The organism is Bradyrhizobium sp. CSS354 (assembly GCF_029051725.1).
Classification (GTDB): domain Bacteria; phylum Pseudomonadota; class Alphaproteobacteria; order Rhizobiales; family Xanthobacteraceae; genus Bradyrhizobium.
In genome coordinates this window covers 1-18109 of sequence record NZ_JAACFU010000033.1, presented here as the reverse complement: position 1 = coordinate 18109, position 18109 = coordinate 1, and the positions used below count along the sequence as shown (strand labels likewise).

Here is an 18109-nt window from a genome sequence, read left to right as displayed (position 1 = left end):
TCACAATTCCGCGCGAACCGGTCTTCAAGGCATCCTGCGATTTCGATTTATGGCTCGCCGTAGACGTTGGTACGTGCTCAGGTTAAATCAACCGCAATTGCGATCTCCAGGCGCGTGCAGCTTGTAGGCGGTCACAAATCCACAGGCCGTTGAAGAACGGATGCCGCATCCTGCAACGTCCATGAAACCATCGGAAAATTATCGGCCGGATATTGACGGGCTTCGCGCTGTTTCGATCCTGCTGGTGGTCGGCTATCACGCACACCCCTGGATGTTGTCCGGCGGCTTCGTCGGTGTTGACATCTTCTTCGTCATCTCGGGCTTTCTAATCACCCGGATATTGCTGGCGCCCGACGGCTTCTCGCTCTCGACATTCTACGGGCGACGAATCAAACGCATTTTTCCGGCGCTGATTACCGTCCTCTTGGCCACTTATGCGCTCGGATGGGCCATTCTGCTCCCGTCAGAGTTACGTCTGCTCGGACAGAACATTGCGGCCAGCGTTCTCTTCGCTTCGAATCTGTTCCAGCTCGGGCAGGCCGGGTACTTTGCGCCGCTCGCTGCCGTAAATCCGCTTCTCCATCTCTGGTCGCTCGGTGTCGAAGAGCAATTCTATATCTTTTGGCCGTTGGCTCTCGGTCTGATGGTGCATTCGCCACATCGTCGGCAGATCATCGTCGGATTGATCGGAGTCTCGTTGGCAGCCGGATTAGTGTTGGCGTGGACCAATCCGGATTGGGCCTTCTATGCCCCCGTTCCGCGAGCCTGGGAGCTGTTGATCGGAGGGCTCGTGGCTGAGGCCAATCTCGTGAGGAAAGATAGTAGCAACCTCCTGGGCGCGGCCGGCGTTGGCGCAATCCTGGCCTCCGCGCTGTTGTTTGATAAATCGATGCCCTTTCCGGGGGCGCTGGCGCTGCTCCCCGTGCTCGGCGCCGCGGTCGTGATCGCGACGCCGAATGCCGCTGTCAACCGACTGCTGTTGTCGAGCAGGCCGGCCGTGCTGCTTGGCCTCATCAGCTATCCGCTCTATCTCTGGCATTGGCCGCTCCTGACCTACCTCGGCATCGTTCGGCATGGGGTGCCGAATTTCCTCGAAATATGGGCCGCGGTGGTCGCCGCGATCGTGCTCTCGATTCTGACATATCGCTTCGTCGAATGGCCGGCTCGTCGCGGGCGCAATGTCGTGCCGGCACTGTCGATGACTCTAGCGTTGGTCGGGGTGATCGGCGTCGCAACGACCCTCTTTGCCGGCTTCGTCTCGCGATTTCCAGAGGAACTGCAGGCGATCGCGGCAGTCAGCACTGACAACAATCCTGCATTCAAAGATCACTGCTTCCTCGAGGCGCCGGGCAGCAGCTTTGATATGAGCTGCATCGAGCAAGGTGACGGACCTTTGCTTCTGTTGTGGGGGGATTCAAATGCTGCAGCGCTCTTTCCGGCTATAGCCGATGCGGCCAGATCGGCCTCGTTCCGCGTAGCGCGTCTCAGTGCGCCCGGTTGCGCGCCGATTCTTGAGGCCGGACCCAATGCGTCCTGCAAGCAAAGCAACGAGGCGGCTTTTGGCCTCATCAAGGTATCTCACCCCGATATCGTGGTGCTGCACGCGATGTGGGGATTTGATAACGACCTGGACAAGCTCGGCGGCACCATCGCTAGCTTGCGCAAAGCCGGCGCCTCCCGGGTGATCATTATTGGGCCGCCGCCTGTCTGGAAGCGCACCCTCCCGCTCGCCATCGTCAACCATTATCGTTTCGCGCACGAATTGCCGGACCGACTGGGATCCGGCGTGTCCGGTCCGGCGGAGGACGACCTGATGGCTCGGTTCAGCAAATCGGCGGGCGTGGAGTATGTGTCCGAGAGGAACGTGCTTTGCAATCAGCGTCAGGAGTGCCTGGTGCGCACGCCAAATGGAGAGGTGGTTGCAAGCGATACAATTCATCTGACATCAAGCGGGGCAAAATTGGTGCTCGACGCAATCGGCCCATATATCTTTTCCGGCCAAGCTTTAACTCGCTAGCCGGCAGCAAATTCGCCGTCGTTGAACTATGTCGTGCTCGGAGCCGGCTGCCTAGTTCCACTCGTTCTCGGGCAATGATCCGGGCGGCGGCTTAAGCTCTTCCAGGCCGGCTTCGATGATAACAAGTTCGTCCTGAACGGCTCGAATGGCGTTCACCGGGTCGATACCCGAGATGGCCTGCAGCTCGCCCAGCATCTTGCGCCGATGCGCGAGCAATTCTGCCAGAGCGCGTCGATCCTTGCCCCTCACATAACCTGCGACAATCAACTCCATAGCTTTTGACATTCCGCATCATCTCAGCGGCCAATCATTGGTGCAAGCAAACTCCCGCCAAGCCGACCTGTGTTGTCGGTACTGATCTCCCGCCGGCCCGGGCGCGCCGCAGCGTGCGGCGGTACTGAGAAGGAATTATCACACCGCGTTCGCTTCCTGTTCGGCTGCCGTTCTCGTTGACGTTGAAAATACAACCTGGAATCGCGATTGCGGTTGTATGAGAGAACGCCCGGGAACGCTGCTTCGGCTCCGCGGTTGGAGAGTAGGTAGACTGCCCCGTCGTCGGCTCCCCAACACCGGCGGCGGGCTTTTTGTGAGTTGCGTTAGTGGCAAAGCGTATCCGGGCACCGGCCAAGAAGCCGCAAGCTGCCATGCCGGGCTTTATCAGCCCCCAGCTGGCGACCTTGAAGATGAAAGCGCCTTCGGGGGCTCAGTGGATTCACGAAGTCAAATACGACGGCTACCGCATCCAGCTTCACATCGACGGCGACGACCGGAAGGCCTTTACCCGTAACGGCCACAACTGGGTCAACCGTTTCTCGGTCATTGCCGGCGCCTTCGATATCCCGGGTCAGGCGATCGTCGACGGCGAGGTGGTCGTCATCCATGAAGAGCGAACCAACTTCTCCGAACTCCAGGCAGACCTTGGCAGGGGCGACCAGGACCGCCTGCAGTACTTCGCCTTCGATCTCCTGTGGCTGGACGGCAAGGACCTTCGCAGAATGGCTCAGCTTGCCCGCAAGGAGCTGCTGAAGCAGCTGATAGACGAGAACGGGCTGGAAGCCCCCATCTTCTACAGTGAGCACCATGAAGGTGACGGGCAGGTGCTGTTCGAGGCGGCGAGCAAGTTGAACTACGAGGGTATCGTCTCCAAGCGGGTTGACGCGCCGTACCGGTCGGATCGGGTCGAGGCCTGGCAGAAGATCAAGACCGTCCAGCGCGAGAAATTCCCCGTCGTTGGTTTCGTCAAGGACCCGTCCGGCGTCGCCGCGCTCTACCTCGGCAAGCAGGAAGGGAAGGAACTGCGCTACATGGGGAAGGTCGGGACGGGCTGGAGCCGGACGAAATCGGCGGAGATCCGCAAGGCTCTCGATACGGTCGTCAGCCCGAAGCAAAAGCTCACGAAGCCGGTCAAGAAACCGAAGGCGACATGGGTCGAGCCAAAGTTCTACGCCGACATCGAATACCGGGACATCACCTCTGAAGGCTTGCTGCGGGCCAGCTCGTTCAAAGGTTTGTCCAAGAAATAACTCATGTACATTTGGCGCCCTCTGCATGCGGGCTGGTGATGCCTCCGCGTGAGCGATGCAGATGCGGTGGCGTTGAAGCGCCAACATCCAACAGACGGGCTCTATTGATGCCGCTCGCGCTCGCCAAGGGCAGGACCCTCCCTACCGGGACGAGAGCAGGGCTCCTGCTCAAGCAAACCTATAACGCAGATTAAGCGATCAGCGCGGAGCCCCCAGCTTCATGCGAAACTGTAGGAACGGGGCGCAGCAGGTCAAGTTTTCCAACTATATGCAACCTCCCCAGACTCGGCCTCCGCCCTCCCGGAGGCCTCCCTTTTTGGGAACACAGCCTTCTTACGGGCGCTCCTTGCCAGTGAGTGGAGTACCGGCATGCCGGATCGCGTAACCCAAGCGGTAAAAAAAGCCCAAGCCATCCTGGCTCGATATATCGAGCCTGGGCCGAGGGACAGCGAGAAGACGATCAATGACCTGCTGGCCGTTCTTGACGATGAGCGGCTTGTCAGGCGATGGAGGAGGAACATGAGCGACAATCTCACCAAACGGGACCAGCGCGACCGTAGCAAGATCAACATGCACGAAGACTTCGAGGTCAAGTATTGGACCAAGGAGCTTGGTGTCTCCAGGGACGAACTGCAGAAGGCCGTCGACAAGGTAGGCAATTCGGCGGCTGCTGTTCGCAAAGAATTGGCGGCGTAACGGAGGCGCGCGGTATGCTTGCGATCTTTGGAGCAAGGCCGCGCGCTTTTTCATGCCATGACCAATCCCAACTGCCCCATCTGCTTCGGCTTAGGCTTCGTCTGCGAGAACCACCCGGACCGGGCCTGGAGCGAAGAGCTTGGCTGCCAGTGTGGTGCCGGTGATCCGTGCGCCTGCAACAGGTCGCTGGACATAGATGCGGGAATTGAAGAGCCGGATGTCAGCCATATCATCGAAGACGCAGGCGTGAAGAAGCCCTGCCATTGAGCCGCTTCATCGGCCCACGACGCGGACAAACTGGAACAGCATCGTCCAAGAGGCCATTTGCCCTTGCTTCAACTCAACTTGTCTTCCGGAACTCCGGCCAAGCTTAGCCCCTCATAGATCCGCTCCCGCTGGTTCAGAAAGGTCGGGTTTTCACTGCGCCGTTCATTGCGAAATCTGGCGATGGTAAAGTTCGGGTCAAGCCGGAGGCCGGCGTTCCGCGCCTCCCGTGCCTCCGCGGTGCGACCGTTGAGCGCCAATGACGTCGCGAGGAAGAAATAAGGCATGGCAACGTTTGGATTCATTCCGACAGACTTGCGCAGCCGGTCCATGGCCGAGTCCAGCCGACCGAGGAACAGGTCGGCGATACCGAGCAGGGCGTACCAGCGATCTAGCCCGGGGTCGCGCGGGCTTAGCCGGATCGCATTTGTGAGGTCGGCTTCTGCTTCTTCAGCACGACCCAGCAGTACTTTCAGAAAGCCTGCATCAGCATGGGCCCAAGCCAGATTAGGATCCATGGCAATAGCGAACTCAAGTTCGCGCAGCGCGGGTTCCGTCGCGCCCGAGACATGGAGGAGATTGGCGTGAACGAAATGGGCCAAGGCATTGCCTGGAGCAAGCCTCAGTGCCTCGCTGATGGCCACTTCGGCGATGCGTAGCTGTTCGTCCCGATTGGTCGAGGCGAAGGTGCGAAGCTCGTTGCCATGATAGAAGGCGAGACCAACCAGCGCCTCGACGTTGCTAGCGTCTAACCGGAGCGCCGCATCGAACAGGTCACATGCCGCGCGGTCGCGGCGCAGCGACAGGGGTTGGTTGAGGATTGCCCATCCCCGCATGGCGAGGTCCACGGCATCCATATTGTTCGGTCGTTCGCGCTCCGCGCGACGGCCCTCTGCGGCAACGAGCTCGATACCGACGGTCCGGGCGAGGCGCGTGGTGATCTCGTCTTGCATGTCGAAGATGTCGGCGCGCGGCTTATCGAAACGCTCGGCCCACAGGTGAGCACCGGTTCCCGTATCAATAAGCTGCGCGTTCACCCGAATGCGGTCACCGCCACCTTGCACGCTGCCTTCCATCACGTAACGCACTCCGAGTTCGCGCCCGATCACGCGCGCGTCCGCCGGCTTGTTTTTGAAGGTGAAGGCTGTGTTGCGTGCGATGACGAAGGCGCCAGGAATGCGCGACAGGTCAGTTGTCAGGCTTTCGGTCACGCTATCGACAAAATAGTCCTCCTCGCTCCTGCCGCCGAGATTGACGAAAGGCAGGACAACGATGGAAAGCCGCGGTGTGACAGGGTGCGGCGCCGCCGCTGCAGCAATTCGAGGTGACAGCGCGTAGACCCGTACCGGCTCGGCAAGGTTCTTCAGGTTCTGCTCACCTAGATCTTGCGCGGCCATATCAATTTTGCCACGCACTTGGTGATAGGCCGCACTAGACAGGCAAATGCCACCGGGCTCAGCAAAACCCTCTAACCTTGCCGCTACATTGACGCCATCGCCCATAAGGTCGCCATCGTCTTCTACGACCACGTCTCCGAGATTGATGCCGATGCGAAACTCGATGCGCTTATCCTGTGCGAGGCCAGAATTGCTCTCGATCATGGCCCCTTGCATCTCGATCGCCGAACGAACTGCATCCACAACCGAGGCGAACTCGGCCAGCAGGCCATCTCCAGTCGTTTTGACTATGCGCCCGCGATGGGTCGCGATCACAGGATCGATCAGGTTCTTGCGGACGGCCCGGAGGCGCTCGAGCGTGCCTTCCTCGTCAGCTGCCACCAGCCGACTGTAGCCGACTGCATCGGCCGCGAGGATCGTTGTCAGCCTTCGATTTGGCCGCTCCATCGCCAAATCTCCCTCCTGGCTCGGTCGGACCCAGTCTACGCATTTAGCTCTAGGTGCCAAGGGATTCGGTGATGAGGGGCGCGGTTCGGTATGTCGACTTCTCGCCCTTCACAAAGTGCGTCTGGTTATCAGGGTAGACCGGGAGTGCGCTGGCATCAGCCGAAACGGCGCTAAGTAGAACCTTCTGGCTGTCTACCCGGAATCCCCACGAGGACACGGTGAAAAACTGAGGGCGGTTACATCGCCCAAGAGTACCGCACGCTAACGCGACATGTCGTCCCCTGTTTGAACGTGTCAACGTTGCAGTCCAAGTTTTCAGCAGTTTTGCGGAAAGGTTCGGCGATGCGCACGTTGATGCAGTGGCAGGGTTTAGATGGAGAACAGCCATGCGAAAGCTTTCCTTGGCATTTGTTGCCGCGTTGCCACTCATTTCGGTACCCGCTGCCGCGCAGCAAACGGGCGCGACAAAGGCATAAAAACCCGTAACTCCGGCGAATCTGGCTATGTCGCCAATCAGGACAAGCCTGGCTCGGCTTCTCATGCTCCCGGGGAGACAACCAGCACGGCAGGAACGACAACTGGAAGCAGTACACCCAACGATCAATCAAACATCAACAGTTCGCAGGCCGACTACAATGCTTCCCTAAAGGACGGCTCCGCGCCGAAGAAATAGGGAAGCGAGACCGCTTGGAGGACAGGCGTTTCAAGCTTTCGAAGCACAATAGCAGTCGCTCGTGACGCCAGCGCCACAAGAACTAAAACCCGCGACCATCCTAAGCGGGTTTCTTCGTTCGGGGCGCGGGCCGGGGCCGCGCTTGGAGATGTCAACGGCCTACCAAATAGCGGATTGCTGGAGGTCCATTGAGCGCGTGTCATGTCGGCTCTCAAAGGCAAACCGGACAACGATCCAGCTGGCAGCGTACCGCCGCTTGTGGACCCAAAACCGACATAGCTCAGGAACGCGCTGAAGTCGGTTTTTAACCGGAAACGTCCATCACCTTTCCGGCACGCCAGCGAGGCGAAAGCCTTCACACGCGCGCTCGACCCCAGCAAGGTAAATCGGATTGTCGCTTTGTTGAGCAGCAAGAAAGCGACGGATGGTGAAACCCGAGTTGAGCGCAAGTCCCGTTATTGCAGCATTTCGCGCCTCATCGAGCGCGCCGGTCAAGCCCAACGCAGCGGCGAGCGACAAATGAGCGAGAGGAAAGTTGCGGTTCGCCTCGGTGCTTCGTCGCAGCCAACTGACGGCTTCGACGTCCGAACCAAGCTGTAGCTTGGCCACACCCACATAACACGTCCACTGGTAGGCTTCAAAGTCGCGAGGGGAGAGACGTAAAGCCTCGCGTATATGGCCTTCGGTCTCGGCAGCCCGACCCATGCAGAACTTGGCGAGGCCAAGGGCAGCATGAGCGTTGGCCCTATTCGAATCCAGCGCCAACGCATGCTCGAATTCGCGGATACCTTGGGCGGCCCGGTTCGTAAAGATCTGGACGTAACCCAGGGCCAAGTGGGCCGAAGTACGGTTTGGTCTGATGGACAATGCCCTATTCGCCATCGCCTCGGCCGCTGCAAGCCGCGCAGGCCCGTCATCGGTCGTAAAGCTGGTCGCAACTGCCGTATCAACACTTGCCAGGCCAATCATTGCTTCGACGTTGCCGGGGTCGAACTCTAGAGAGCGTTCGAAGAAGCTTCGCGCTTGCGTCACGCATTCAAGGCTAAACCCCTTCATCAACCAGGCCCGGCCTTGGAAGTACAGGTCCATCGCATCGGGATGCACCGTACGCTCGGCTCGTCGCGCCTCAGCCTTGATGAGCTGGGCACCTAACGTATTGGCGAGCCTCGCTATGATTTCGTCCTGCATGTCGAACAAGTCGACGACAGGCTTCTCGAAGCGCTCGGCCCAAAGATGCCGGCCGCTCTCAGCATCGATCAACTGCACGTTCATCCGAAGCCGACTGCCGCTGCATTGCACTGAGCCCTCGAGCACGTAGCGAACGTTTAATTCGCGGCCCACTTGCCGTACATCGACTGCTCTGGCCCTGTATGAAACGGCGCTGTTCCGTGCGATTACAAATGAACCAGCGATGCGCGACAAGTCCGTGGTCAAACTCTCGGTTACACCATCCACGAAATAGTCCTGCTCACGATCACCGCTCAGGTTAGCGAAGGGTAGCACTACGATGGATAGGCGGGGCGGCGTGTCGCCGGCTCGCTCGACTGAGCTACCCGTCTCACTTGCGAGCCTCTGTGTTTCCCGCACTGTACCTACGAAGCGGAAACCTTTGCGCGGGAATGTTTTTATTAGGCGCTGCTTGTCGCCCGTGTCGCCGATTGCGGTCCGAGCCGCGTTCACGCGGGTCGTCAGCGCGGCATCCGAAACGATACGTCCGTTCCAAACGGAGTTGATGAGGTCGTCTTTGCTGACGACGCGCTCACGATTTCGGATCAAATAGTTCAGCAGGTCGAATACCTGCGGAGTAACGGAGATCGTCTCGGCTCCATGCCCCAGTTCCCGCCGGTCCGTATCCAGCGTGAAATCCGAAAAGGAGTAAAGCAAGTGCGTCCTCCTGCGGTACGATCGCACCCCGCGGAGCTGCGATGTAAGCAGACGGTAAGAAGAATGAAAGCCGCTTGTAAAGCGGTTCCCATGATCTCCGTGCATCCTCGTGCGCGGCTGAACAGTATGAACTGCTTGCCGATCTCGCGTCACGAGGGAGGATATCATGAGGCGGAAGGTTGCGCTGACGGGGGCGGCCGCTGCAGCGAGGCTCCTGGTCTGGGTCGTATGCGTTCTCGCCTCTGCGAACCGCGCTCACGCTCAATGCTCGGCGCGTGATGTGTTGCAGAGGCAGTTGGTGCTCAAGGCAACGCCCGTTGTTCCGACACGCATGGGTCCAGTCACGTCCGTTTCGGATGTTGCCGAATGGAAGACGATCAGCATCGGCACATTCCCGGATACGTTTGCTCTCCTCACCGCGCTGAGTGCGATTGGTTGCGGCGTCGGTAACTCGGCCGCGGAGGCTCTTGCTCGACCTGCGTTTACCCTCAGCGGCACCAGAACGGCGGTAACACTTCTGACAGTCACTGCGGCCGACCTGGGCTTCAAGAGTGAGACGGTGCCGTTGCGGAAAATCTACGAACTCGCGCAGCAACTAGGCTTCGGGCGAGCCCCGCCCGAAATCGCTCCGCAGCTTAGAATTCAATATCTGGACCAGCCCGTAGGCGAGTTTCTCGTCATCGGGATGAACCCGATCCGAACATGGACTGGTGAAGAGGTCATCCTGACCGTGGCAAATGGGGGAGCGGGCCTCATTCTCATCGGCCAGGATGGTCGCGCCGACGCGGAAATACCAACGACCTCCCGATTCGTGTTCCTGCGCTCCTTGCCTATGACGCCGGCGGCGCTGAGTCGAAACTGACTTTCCGAGATGGTCGAGGTGACAAAATGCTGGCGATCAGAGCGATGAAGTTCATGTCGGTTCCAATCTGTCTACTGCTGCTGTTGCCGACCGCGACACTTGCGCGAGATGACGGGCGCTACGCGAATTCTCCGCTGAAGCCATGGTTCGAGAGCCTGGAAGGCGAATTCGGGAAGTGCTGTGAGGATTCCGACGCCTACGTCGTCTCCGAACCGAATTGGAAGTCTGATCACGGACAATATCGCGTTCGCATCGACGACGAATGGGTGCTCGTGCCAGATGGCGCTCTCATCAAGCAACCCAATCTCGCCGGACGGACGATGGTCTGGAAGCACTACATCGATGGACATCCTCGTGTCCGCTGTTTCATCCCGGGCAGCATGACCTGATACGTCGAGCATCGTCTAATGTACCCCGCGCATGATCCAAGGTCCTTGGTCAGGTCAACCATTGAGCGGTTGCTCAGTTTCGTTAAAACCAGAAGCTTCGTCTCTTTATTGTTTCGGTTCATGAGTCCGGAAATGGCCCATCGCTTCCGTCGGCGTGGTGCAGCTTTATATCATATCACAGGGGTAGACCGGAAGTTCGCACCGGAGCGCCAAACGGACGCCGATGACCCGAAGCGGAAACATGAGCGTTTGACACATCGCACCGCATCGGTTTGTGTCTTAGCGACGCGCAGCTTACGGCCGCCCCTCACACATTGGCCGCGACCGCCGGTTATCGGGTGGGACTTCAGTGTGGAGAGGAGCCGAGCGTGTCGGCTACCCGAGCCCCACGTTGCCCCATCGGCTTTTCACCGCCCGCCGTCGTGTCGCGAGCGGTTTGATGCTCCATCTCTGCATCGATCTCCGCACCGAGCAGGACGACGATGGCAGAGATCCACAGCCAAGTCATGAACCCGATGATGGCGCCAAGTGAGCCGTACGTTTCATTGAATTTTCCGAAGTTCGCCGCGTACCAGGAGAACGCTCCGGAAACCGCGATCCAGAGCAGAGCCGCGATGGCGCTTCCCCAGGTGACCCACCGCCAGCGGGCAGTCTCACGGCTCGGCCCATAGCGATAGATTACCGCGAGCGCGAGGGTCAGGATGAGAAACATTGCTGGCCATCGTCCGATCCGGATCAGAAGGTCGCCTGCGCCGGACAGGCCGACATAACTCAGGAAAACCGGAACTGCGACAATTGATCCAAGAGCGACGATGACGAAGGCGATGCCACCAAGGGTAAAACCTAGTGAGACGACATTGAGCTTGAAGAAACCACGTTTTTCCTCCTCGCCATGGACGATGTTCAAAGTGTCGAACAGAGACTTCATGGCTGCGTTCGCACTCCAAAGCGAAGTACCAAGGCCGATGGCGAAAGTGATGCCGAGCGTCTGCGAGCCCTTGGACGAGACTCTGGTGAGTTGCTCGCGAGCGATATCAACCGCTCCGCTGGGCAGAAATCCGCCCAGCTGATCGAGGTGCCGGGTTATGCTCGTGGGATCAGCGAAGAGACCGTACACCGCGACTAAGGCTGCAATGGCGGGGAAAATGGCGAGGATGGAGTAGTAGGTCATGCCGGCCGCCAGCGCCAGAATGCGGTGTTTGGAGATATTCGCGTAGACTCGCGAAAGGATGTCCTTCCATCCACGCAGGGGGATCTCTGAAGGGGTTGTAGCCTGATGGCCTCTGTCGTGGTCGATCCCCTCTGCTCCAATTCGCGAGAGGGGAACACTCGATGGGCTCTCCTCCCGGCCGTGGCGCGGGACCAGCAAGCGTTCCGAGACGAGCGCAATGCCGAGCAGTGCCAACGTCGAGGCGAATGACCAGCTAATCGATTGCCGCTCGGAAACGTTGCTGTATTTGGTCATGCCTTGGTCGTCCTCTTGAAGAGCCGGGACAACTTTGCTCTGACGAGGATCGTTCCTGCACCGCTAGGCGCGAACGCAAGGCCGGTCGCGGTCATTGCAAGCGAAGACCATCGCGTCCAACAAGGCGCGAACGAGGCGCCTGTGCGGTACCTTCGCTCTTGCGCGCCCGCGCTGCTGCCACCGCGGGCGAAAAGCCGCTGCCTGCCGCATCTTCGTGGGCGCGCTTCTGACCGCACCCCGCGTGGGCGAGTTGGGTCTCGCCAATAGGATTAGATGTTTTTCCCGTTTCTCTAGGAACGGCGCCTTACGAGCAATGTTGGAAGGCGCGGGCAGCTTAGAGGTGTACCTGATCGGTCGCGCTCCGATCGAAGGAGTCCATAAATGCAAGCAGCAGACGCCATCGATAAGGCCGAGAACATCGCCGAACGGCCGAGACAATTGGGTGCAGACCAGGCCGAGCAAATGGCCAAAGCTGTCCACAAGGCGGCCAGTGAACTTGAAGAGCAGATGCCGAAAGCCGCTGAGTTCGTGCACGCGGCGGCTTCCCGGCTTGAACAAGGAGCCGAGACGTTGCGCAACCAAGGTCTGGGCGATCTCGTAACCAAGTACACCGACCTCGGGCGCAAGGAGCCGCTGGTGCTGTTCGGCGCGGCGGTCGCTGCTGGTTTCGCCGCCTCGCGGTTTCTAAAGAGCTCAGCCAGCAAATCTCACGAGGCAAGTCAATGAGTGTTCCTAGCAACTCCCGCTCGGTACCCGATATCGTTAGCGACCTGTTTTCGCAGCTTGCAACTTTGATGCGAAAGGAGACGCAGCTCGCTCGCGCGGAGGTATCTGAGAACATGGCGGCGGTCGGCCGAGGCCTTGGCATGATCGTGGGAGCGGCGGTGCTCCTCATCCCCGCACTCGTCATTCTGCTCCAGGCCGGCGTTGCCGCACTCATACAGGGTTACGGGCTTGCTTCCTACTGGTCTGCCCTCATCGTCGGCGGCGCCACACTGATCGTCGGCGTGGTCCTGGCATGGATCGGGAGCAGCCGTCTCAAAGCCGAAAACTTCATGCCGAAGAGGACCGTCCACCAGCTTCAGATGGATGCTTCCGTGGCCAAACAGCAGATGAGCCCAGATCATGACCTACGCCGAGCAGCTTGAACGAGAAACAGAAGAGGCGCGCACCAGCCTCTCCAAAACCCTGGATGAGCTGCGCAGCCGGATGACTCCGGGGCAACTGCTCGATCAGCTAACCGACCGGCTTAACGACGGCGCGCCGGCTGAGTTTGCACGCAACCTGAAGAACCAAACAGTGAAGAATCCTCTTCCTGTCGCGATCATGGGTGTAAGTCTCGCTTGGCTGATGCTCGCGTCTCGCAGCGGCTCAGGGCAAGGAATCGTGGATCGCGCCTCAGACCGGATCGGGGACGCTGCTGGTGCCGTTGCCGAGAGCGTGCGGTCTACAGCCGAACGGGCCGGCGAGATAGGATCTGAATGGGCGAACAAGATGTCTTCGGGGTCGTCGGATAGGGCTTCACCGGGCTCGGCTCCAGAGCGACCTGAAGGCGAAGCAAAGACACAAAAACGGGGAGACGGCGCCTGGACGGAATCTGTTCGCGACGCGGCAAAGGATGCGCAGGGCAGGCTTGGATCCCTTTCCACCTCGGCGCAGCATGCCGTCTCAGAGACGTATGAGGGGATTACTGGTACCGGGCGTCAAGCCGCGGCCTCAATTTCCAACTCAACAGCGGCTGCCGGCCGCCGGACGATCGAGGCGGGCAACTCTCTAGTTCAGTTCTGTCGAGAGCAGCCGCTATTAACCACAGCCATTGGAGTCGCGATAGGCGTGGTGCTCGGCGCACTGGCTCCTTCGACTGAAGTCGAAAACCGCTTGATGGGTGATACCAGCGATCACATCAAGGAAGAAGCCAAGGATCTCGCTTCGCAGCAATACGAGGAGGTCAAGAAAGCCGGCGAGGGCGACGGCGATAGAAAAGAGCATGGCGGACGGACAACTGAGAGAGCTGGTGTAAGCGTGACCGACGGAGACGCAGCGGGAAGTGATCGAGTGTCTTTGGTGCCAGACCAACCTCCTACACCAGGCCACATTGATACGCCGCTCGTGGCGGAGGAGCCGCGCGAGACGTCACCAAATGTTGGCCGCTCCCCGATCTAAGGAGTGGTCCGAAGGGGGTTTGCGCATGGCCTGATGGTTGCAAAATGCTCGATCAACAGCTTCGAACGGGGGAGCGCAGCCATCGAGAGGCTCGCGCGCCAGCGACTTCTTGGCGCGCAGATCGTAGCTAAGCGGCACGGCAGGAATGCTCCTCGCGACCACGGTTCTCGCTGGTGCTGCTAGTGGGGCACGCGCGGCGGGTGGCTGTGGCGAAGGCTGTCATAGGACAAGCGGTGGCGCATGTGTCGTTGACGGCTGGGGCACGGGAGCCAAGGTTCGGAACGAATGCCCGGCGACCTCTCGCCCCCGTCCACCCTGCGGCGGCGGGGATTTCATCTGGGACCGCACCAAACAGGCGTGCTTCCAAAATAACCGCAGCTGGTTCTGATCTCGCGTCCCATTCAGGCGCGCTCGATCGCGTTTACGTGCTTAGGGCGCAGCCTTTCGGCCCGTCCATAGCGCTGACCTTTTGGACTAGGACAGACAACCCAGAATGGCGAGGACCGCGTCCGCGCCCAGATCACCCGCGCACATCGAAAAGAGAATGCCGCCACCTGCAATCGCTTGAAACGCTATCATTGGAGTCCCTCGCTAGTAGTACCTTCGGCCCACTTTGTTTCGCGAAGATTTCGCCGATAAAGGAAAATGGCTTCGCGGACAGGCCACGCCAGTTGGCGCAGGCGGGGCGCTAATCGTCAATGGATCGGCTGCCGGGAGCATCTGTCGCGCGAGCTTGGCAGGCCGCAGATCGCCAAGCTCCTGCACGACAAGACGGCCCGCAACCTCAGTATCCACGCCGCTAAGGCCCGCGCCACGAAAGTCGACCTCGTGAGCAGTGCGAACGATATGGTGCAAGACCGGCGCCTCGAGCTTCGTCCTGGGGCTGGCCGGCATTTCGCCCGACGCTGCGGACGAGCCACGATCGCGCCCGCCGAGCGGGGGTCGGGTGATCCCTTTCCGGAAGCGGCGAGGCCCCTAGTGCAAGACCCGACTGGCCTCTGCGAGTCGGACCCTTTCTCTCAACTCATCGAGCTCATCGATCGCGTCCAGCAATTTCACTAGCTCGCGGGCGATATGTGTCAAACTGGGCTTCGGGCGTCGTAAGATCCGCTGTCGCTGTCCCATCGATGCACGCCTCCATGCTCTGGGAGGTCCAATTGGCAAAGAGCGTGCCACCCCATGAAGGGGTGGTTCTTAAGCAAATCAGCTGATGACGTCCGTGGGCGTGACAACCTGGACCAGAGCTATAATGGCCGGCCCATTTGGTGTATCGACGGCTGCGCATGCCGACATGAAAGCGGCATTGTTACTACCTCGCAAATTGTCGATTCCTAGTAGGTCGGAACGCGCGCGAGCCGAAAAATCGCGCCCACGCCGTCACAGTAGATAACCTTCCGCGCTCAACCGACAAAGAGTTGCCGGCTCCCGCTTGTAAGCCCAAGCTGTGGGAACACGTGAGTCGGGGGATTCATGGAACGGAAGCCGTTTGAGAGCATGTCGGTTGAAGAGCTGTGGCAACTCCACGCGGTCGTAAATGACATTCTTGCCGTGAGACTCGTGGCCAAAAAGCAAGAGCTGGAGCGACGGCTTGGCCTGCTCAACCGAGAAGACAAGACTCCTCGCAGCTAGGATTGAGAGAGATAGCTACAGCAGCCCTTGCCGTTCTCTTGAATCGACGGACAGCGAATGTTAAAAAGACCAAGTGAACTATGCAGCCAGCCCCGGTCCCAAAATTCTGCCGCAGCTTTGTCTCGTTGGCAAACATAATTTCTGCGGAACCGAAATTCACTTGGGGTGCACTATGTTCCTAGAACGAACGATCCTGTTATTCTCCCGAACCGGAGCTTGGCGCGTGCGAAACCACAAGCTAAGCAGTGGACCAGGGGCGAGGTACAGACGCTGATCAAAATGATCAACGGAGGTTCGACCGCGGCTGAGATCGCGACCGAGCTTGGGAGGTATATCGCGTCCGTCAAACGTGTGGCCCGAGACATGGGATTTTTGCTCCGAAGCGAGAGGAGCGCTGCACAGAGACGTAGACGTATAAGTCGCTTGTAGAATCGCTCTATGCTGGCTCAGCCAAACCTTACGGGGAAAGCAGGGAATGGTTAGGCCCGGCGCGTCTTACCGGACAAGGACGCGTCGGGCCGCGAGTGCGTTATGGCGCATTACGTGGGTGGCGGCGCCTCGCCCGGGAAAAATATACTGGGCTAACGAGTGCTTGAGGCTGCGGCTTGCGGCTGCTGAACTGACCCGAGCCCCTCGGTTGCCGCATCCGGCGCACACAAACCGCGGCTCGACATCAGAGAAGCGAACGTCGTCGGCCATCTTCGGAAACGACGTGGACCCGGGCGGTGATGATCGTCCGGTCCACCCCCTCAAAGATGCTGGTTTACTGGCCTAAGGAGCGCGCATCGATGTATCAGGAGCGCTTTTCGGTGCGAGATCGCGAGACTCGTGTGCTGAACGGTACGGACGCAGCCTTCTTCTGATCGAGTGCCAGTCTTAGTCTTTTCCTCAGACGAAGGATTTCTGCATATTCCCGTGCGATCTCTGGATCGATGCGGAGTCTTTCTAGTCGCTGCTCGTGGAGTTTCAACAATGCCGCAACATACGAATTTTGAATTGGCGGGATACGCATGGAAAACCCTCCAACCATGGAAATGCGCAAAAAACGGTCGCTCTCAAATTTGTTTCAACGCAAAAACTTGGAAGGTGACCTGCGCTAACCTCCAAGCAGCCTGTCGAACCAACGGCAGGCCAAAAGGGCCGGCTCACTCCCCGCAGAGCCTTGGCCATCAGGCCGAGCGGGGAACTGGCGCGCCGATCCCCCATCGCGGTACCATGCTAAAAATGTGCCATGACAGTCTTGTGAAGGCGGGCTGCGCTCAATGAACGCAGATCTCAACAAAGGGGAACCGCAGTTCCGCAGCTCGTTCGCCTGCACGCCAGGAATAAAGGACCGTCCACTACCTTGAGTGCCTTAGGCGCTGACGCCTGCGGCGGGAGATGGAATGGCGTAGCCTGTCGCAGCCCCGCCAGTCGAAAATTGCGAGTATCGCCGCGAGGCTCCCGCTACGGCCGATCTTCGTATTTTTCACAGCGTGGATCGCCGCGCTTTACTTGTTCGACCTCATTCAGCGGTGGAATGCATTGCAGGAGCCCGTACAAATCTTGGTACGGTGCTGGGGCGCGGCGGCAAACAGTTGAGCCAACTGGCACCTCAACATACTGACCTGTCATCAATGAGTATGAGCACGGCGGTGGTTCAGACGGCTTCTCTTTTTCCTGGGCCAGAACGGACGCAGGTAAAATCAGGGCGACAGCGACGATCGAGATTGCTCGCATGGCAATTATCCCAAATTCTATGCATCTACCCAGAGCTTAGGGCCGCATTACCTTGCTAGCAACGGTTTCTGGTGCCCCGGTTCACTCCCTTCGAGCCTGCCGCCCGGCGGTTAGCCAAGCCTCCTGCAGGCGGCAACGCGCTTAACGAGGCACCTCTGCGTCGCGGACGGCCGCAACTGCATTCGCGCGATCGGTCGCCTGACCCTCGTGCGATCGAAGCATTGCTTTGAACTGCTCCCTTACACCACCAAGATCATGATCGATTGAGGCATCGCGAACCATGGCAAGCGCATCGGTGTGAATGAGCAGTGTAACGGCGACGGCTACCTGAGAAATGATCTTCATGGGACGCCTCCTGTAGGAAGCCATCATTTGTCAAACCGAAGTGCGGCCAAACCGCGGCCGTTCACTCGCTCAGGGCTGCGTGCTAACTCCCTGCGGGGCTAAGTTCGGCGGCCGTAGCGGCCGCGGCAGAGAGATCAGTTGCAGCGTGGCCGGAGGTCATTGCAGTAGGGTGGACCTCGACTTCCAGGGTCGAAGAACCGACTTCGTGCCGGTTCTTCCCTGAAATCAGCAGCGTGAACTTGTCGACACTGTTCTGATCATCTGAGCCGCCAGCGAAATACCGAAAGCCTGATCCGACAACAACGAGCCGTCCTTTGCTTGGAGCTTGCACGACCGAGACGTCATAAATCTGCATGTAAGACCAGCGGAGACCCTGGATGCAGTCCTGGCTGGGCGCAATGGTCATGCTCCAGGTCATAGTGTCGGAGGCCAATGCAAATGGCGTTCGGTCCTTGACGCACAACGAGCTTGCGCTTGCTGGCTGGCACAGAAAGGCCGCCGTGGCGGCACAGAGCAGGTATTTCATCGCATGTCCCCAAGTCCTGACCCGCACACTATCGGGCAAGCTTTGAGGGGCCGTTCCGACTTTTTCTAAAATTGTCCCTTTCTCAGTCACTCCCTCAGGGTGGGCGGGAG

General features: G+C 59.3%; 17 protein-coding genes. 10 read left to right on the top strand and 7 right to left on the bottom strand.

All coding sequences use genetic code 11. The features are described 5' to 3' along the window. Nucleotides 1-160 precede the first annotated feature (160 nt). Nucleotides 161-2017, top strand: coding sequence for an acyltransferase family protein (locus GWG67_RS36670; RefSeq protein WP_275174548.1), 1857 nt, complete (start codon nucleotides 161-163; stop codon nucleotides 2015-2017). Nucleotides 2018-2068: 51 nt separating this feature from the next. On the opposite strand, the gene GWG67_RS36665 is transcribed toward GWG67_RS36670, so the two are convergent. Continuing rightward, entirely contained in the window at nucleotides 2069-2302 is a 234-nt protein-coding gene (locus tag GWG67_RS36665; RefSeq protein WP_275174547.1) for a hypothetical protein, read from the bottom strand. 314 nt (nucleotides 2303-2616) lie between these two features. Between GWG67_RS36665 and ligD the strand changes: the two genes are divergently transcribed. The 3 genes from ligD to GWG67_RS36650 all read left to right on the top strand — a co-directional run bounded on the left by ligD (nucleotide 2617) and on the right by GWG67_RS36650 (nucleotide 4503). Further along, nucleotides 2617-3540: a non-homologous end-joining DNA ligase gene (gene ligD / locus GWG67_RS36660; protein ID WP_275174546.1), complete on the top strand. Its 924-nt coding sequence runs from the start codon at nucleotides 2617-2619 to the stop codon at nucleotides 3538-3540. Between the two features lie 519 nt (nucleotides 3541-4059). After that, a complete protein-coding gene (locus GWG67_RS36655) occupies nucleotides 4060-4236 on the top strand; it encodes a DUF3606 domain-containing protein (RefSeq protein ID WP_275174571.1) in 177 nt (58 codons plus the stop codon). Nucleotides 4237-4293: 57 nt separating this feature from the next. Further along, a complete protein-coding gene (locus tag GWG67_RS36650; RefSeq protein ID WP_275174545.1) occupies nucleotides 4294-4503 on the top strand; it encodes a hypothetical protein in 210 nt (69 codons plus the stop codon). Nucleotides 4504-4571: 68 nt separating this feature from the next. On the opposite strand, the gene GWG67_RS36645 is transcribed toward GWG67_RS36650, so the two are convergent. After that, complete coding sequence (locus tag GWG67_RS36645; RefSeq protein WP_275174570.1) at nucleotides 4572-6344, bottom strand: adenylate/guanylate cyclase domain-containing protein; 1773 nt, start codon at nucleotides 6342-6344, stop codon at nucleotides 4572-4574. Between the two features lie 373 nt (nucleotides 6345-6717). Between GWG67_RS36645 and GWG67_RS36640 the strand changes: the two genes are divergently transcribed. Continuing rightward, the gene (locus tag GWG67_RS36640; protein WP_275174544.1) at nucleotides 6718-7017 is read left to right on the top strand and encodes a hypothetical protein; all 300 of its coding nucleotides are present in this window, start codon (nucleotides 6718-6720) and stop codon (nucleotides 7015-7017) included. A 321-nt stretch (nucleotides 7018-7338) separates the two neighbouring features. On the opposite strand, the gene GWG67_RS36635 is transcribed toward GWG67_RS36640, so the two are convergent. Then, a complete protein-coding gene (locus GWG67_RS36635) occupies nucleotides 7339-8901 on the bottom strand; it encodes a winged helix-turn-helix domain-containing protein (RefSeq protein ID WP_275174543.1) in 1563 nt (520 codons plus the stop codon). Nucleotides 8902-9199: 298 nt separating this feature from the next. Here GWG67_RS36635 and GWG67_RS36630 point away from each other — a divergent pair, with 298 nt between their 5' ends. Further along, nucleotides 9200-9763 carry a hypothetical protein gene (locus tag GWG67_RS36630; RefSeq protein WP_342761076.1) on the top strand — a complete coding sequence of 188 codons (564 nt, stop codon included), beginning with the start codon at nucleotides 9200-9202 and terminating at the stop codon, nucleotides 9761-9763. Between the two features lie 26 nt (nucleotides 9764-9789). Beyond that, nucleotides 9790-10152 carry a hypothetical protein gene (locus tag GWG67_RS36625; protein ID WP_275174541.1) on the top strand — a complete coding sequence of 121 codons (363 nt, stop codon included), beginning with the start codon at nucleotides 9790-9792 and terminating at the stop codon, nucleotides 10150-10152. 346 nt (nucleotides 10153-10498) lie between these two features. On the opposite strand, the gene GWG67_RS36620 is transcribed toward GWG67_RS36625, so the two are convergent. Next, the gene (locus GWG67_RS36620; protein WP_275174540.1) at nucleotides 10499-11617 is read right to left on the bottom strand and encodes a YihY/virulence factor BrkB family protein; all 1119 of its coding nucleotides are present in this window, start codon (nucleotides 11615-11617) and stop codon (nucleotides 10499-10501) included. A gap of 381 nt (nucleotides 11618-11998) precedes the next feature. Between GWG67_RS36620 and GWG67_RS36615 the strand changes: the two genes are divergently transcribed. From GWG67_RS36615 to GWG67_RS36605, 3 genes are read left to right on the top strand one after another with little or no spacing between them, the layout of a single operon-like run. Beyond that, nucleotides 11999-12343: a hypothetical protein gene (locus GWG67_RS36615; RefSeq protein WP_275174539.1), complete on the top strand. Its 345-nt coding sequence runs from the start codon at nucleotides 11999-12001 to the stop codon at nucleotides 12341-12343. Continuing rightward, nucleotides 12340-12765 (top strand): phage holin family protein, encoded by a 426-nt coding sequence (locus tag GWG67_RS36610; RefSeq protein ID WP_275174538.1) that lies wholly within the window; start codon nucleotides 12340-12342, stop codon nucleotides 12763-12765. The genes GWG67_RS36615 and GWG67_RS36610 overlap by 4 nt, the downstream gene beginning before the upstream one ends. Then, complete coding sequence (locus GWG67_RS36605) at nucleotides 12743-13780, top strand: DUF3618 domain-containing protein (protein ID WP_275174537.1); 1038 nt, start codon at nucleotides 12743-12745, stop codon at nucleotides 13778-13780. Before GWG67_RS36610 ends, GWG67_RS36605 begins: the two co-directional genes overlap by 23 nt. A gap of 3075 nt (nucleotides 13781-16855) precedes the next feature. On the opposite strand, the gene GWG67_RS36600 is transcribed toward GWG67_RS36605, so the two are convergent. The 3 genes from GWG67_RS36600 to GWG67_RS36590 form a co-directional block, all read right to left on the bottom strand. Continuing rightward, nucleotides 16856-17128 (bottom strand): hypothetical protein, encoded by a 273-nt coding sequence (locus GWG67_RS36600; protein WP_275174536.1) that lies wholly within the window; start codon nucleotides 17126-17128, stop codon nucleotides 16856-16858. Nucleotides 17129-17269: 141 nt separating this feature from the next. Further along, nucleotides 17270-17473, bottom strand: coding sequence for a hypothetical protein (locus tag GWG67_RS36595; protein ID WP_275174535.1), 204 nt, complete (start codon nucleotides 17471-17473; stop codon nucleotides 17270-17272). 82 nt (nucleotides 17474-17555) lie between these two features. Next, a partial coding sequence (locus tag GWG67_RS36590) for a hypothetical protein (RefSeq protein WP_275174534.1) occupies nucleotides 17556-18109 on the bottom strand: 554 nt, incomplete at its 5' end.

Bases quoted from the DNA above. Each gene is read 5' to 3' on its own strand.
- GWG67_RS36640 (WP_275174544.1), top strand. From the start codon at position 6,718: ATGGAGAACAGCCATGCGAAAGCTTTCCTTGGCATTTGTTGCCGCGTT.
- GWG67_RS36615 (WP_275174539.1), top strand. From the start codon at position 11,999: ATGCAAGCAGCAGACGCCATCGATAAGGCCGAGAACATCGCCGAACGG.
- GWG67_RS36655 (WP_275174571.1), top strand. From the start codon at position 4,060: ATGAGCGACAATCTCACCAAACGGGACCAGCGCGACCGTAGCAAGATC.
- GWG67_RS36650 (WP_275174545.1), top strand. From the start codon at position 4,294: ATGACCAATCCCAACTGCCCCATCTGCTTCGGCTTAGGCTTCGTCTGC.
- GWG67_RS36665 (WP_275174547.1), bottom strand. From the start codon at position 2,302: ATGTCAAAAGCTATGGAGTTGATTGTCGCAGGTTATGTGAGGGGCAAG.
- GWG67_RS36620 (WP_275174540.1), bottom strand. From the start codon at position 11,617: ATGACCAAATACAGCAACGTTTCCGAGCGGCAATCGATTAGCTGGTCA.
- GWG67_RS36670 (WP_275174548.1), top strand. From the start codon at position 161: ATGCCGCATCCTGCAACGTCCATGAAACCATCGGAAAATTATCGGCCG.
- GWG67_RS36605 (WP_275174537.1), top strand. From the start codon at position 12,743: ATGACCTACGCCGAGCAGCTTGAACGAGAAACAGAAGAGGCGCGCACC.
- GWG67_RS36600 (WP_275174536.1), bottom strand. From the start codon at position 17,128: ATGCGAGCAATCTCGATCGTCGCTGTCGCCCTGATTTTACCTGCGTCC.
- GWG67_RS36610 (WP_275174538.1), top strand. From the start codon at position 12,340: ATGAGTGTTCCTAGCAACTCCCGCTCGGTACCCGATATCGTTAGCGAC.
- GWG67_RS36625 (WP_275174541.1), top strand. From the start codon at position 9,790: ATGCTGGCGATCAGAGCGATGAAGTTCATGTCGGTTCCAATCTGTCTA.
- GWG67_RS36645 (WP_275174570.1), bottom strand. From the start codon at position 6,344: ATGGAGCGGCCAAATCGAAGGCTGACAACGATCCTCGCGGCCGATGCA.
- GWG67_RS36595 (WP_275174535.1), bottom strand. From the start codon at position 17,473: ATGAAGATCATTTCTCAGGTAGCCGTCGCCGTTACACTGCTCATTCAC.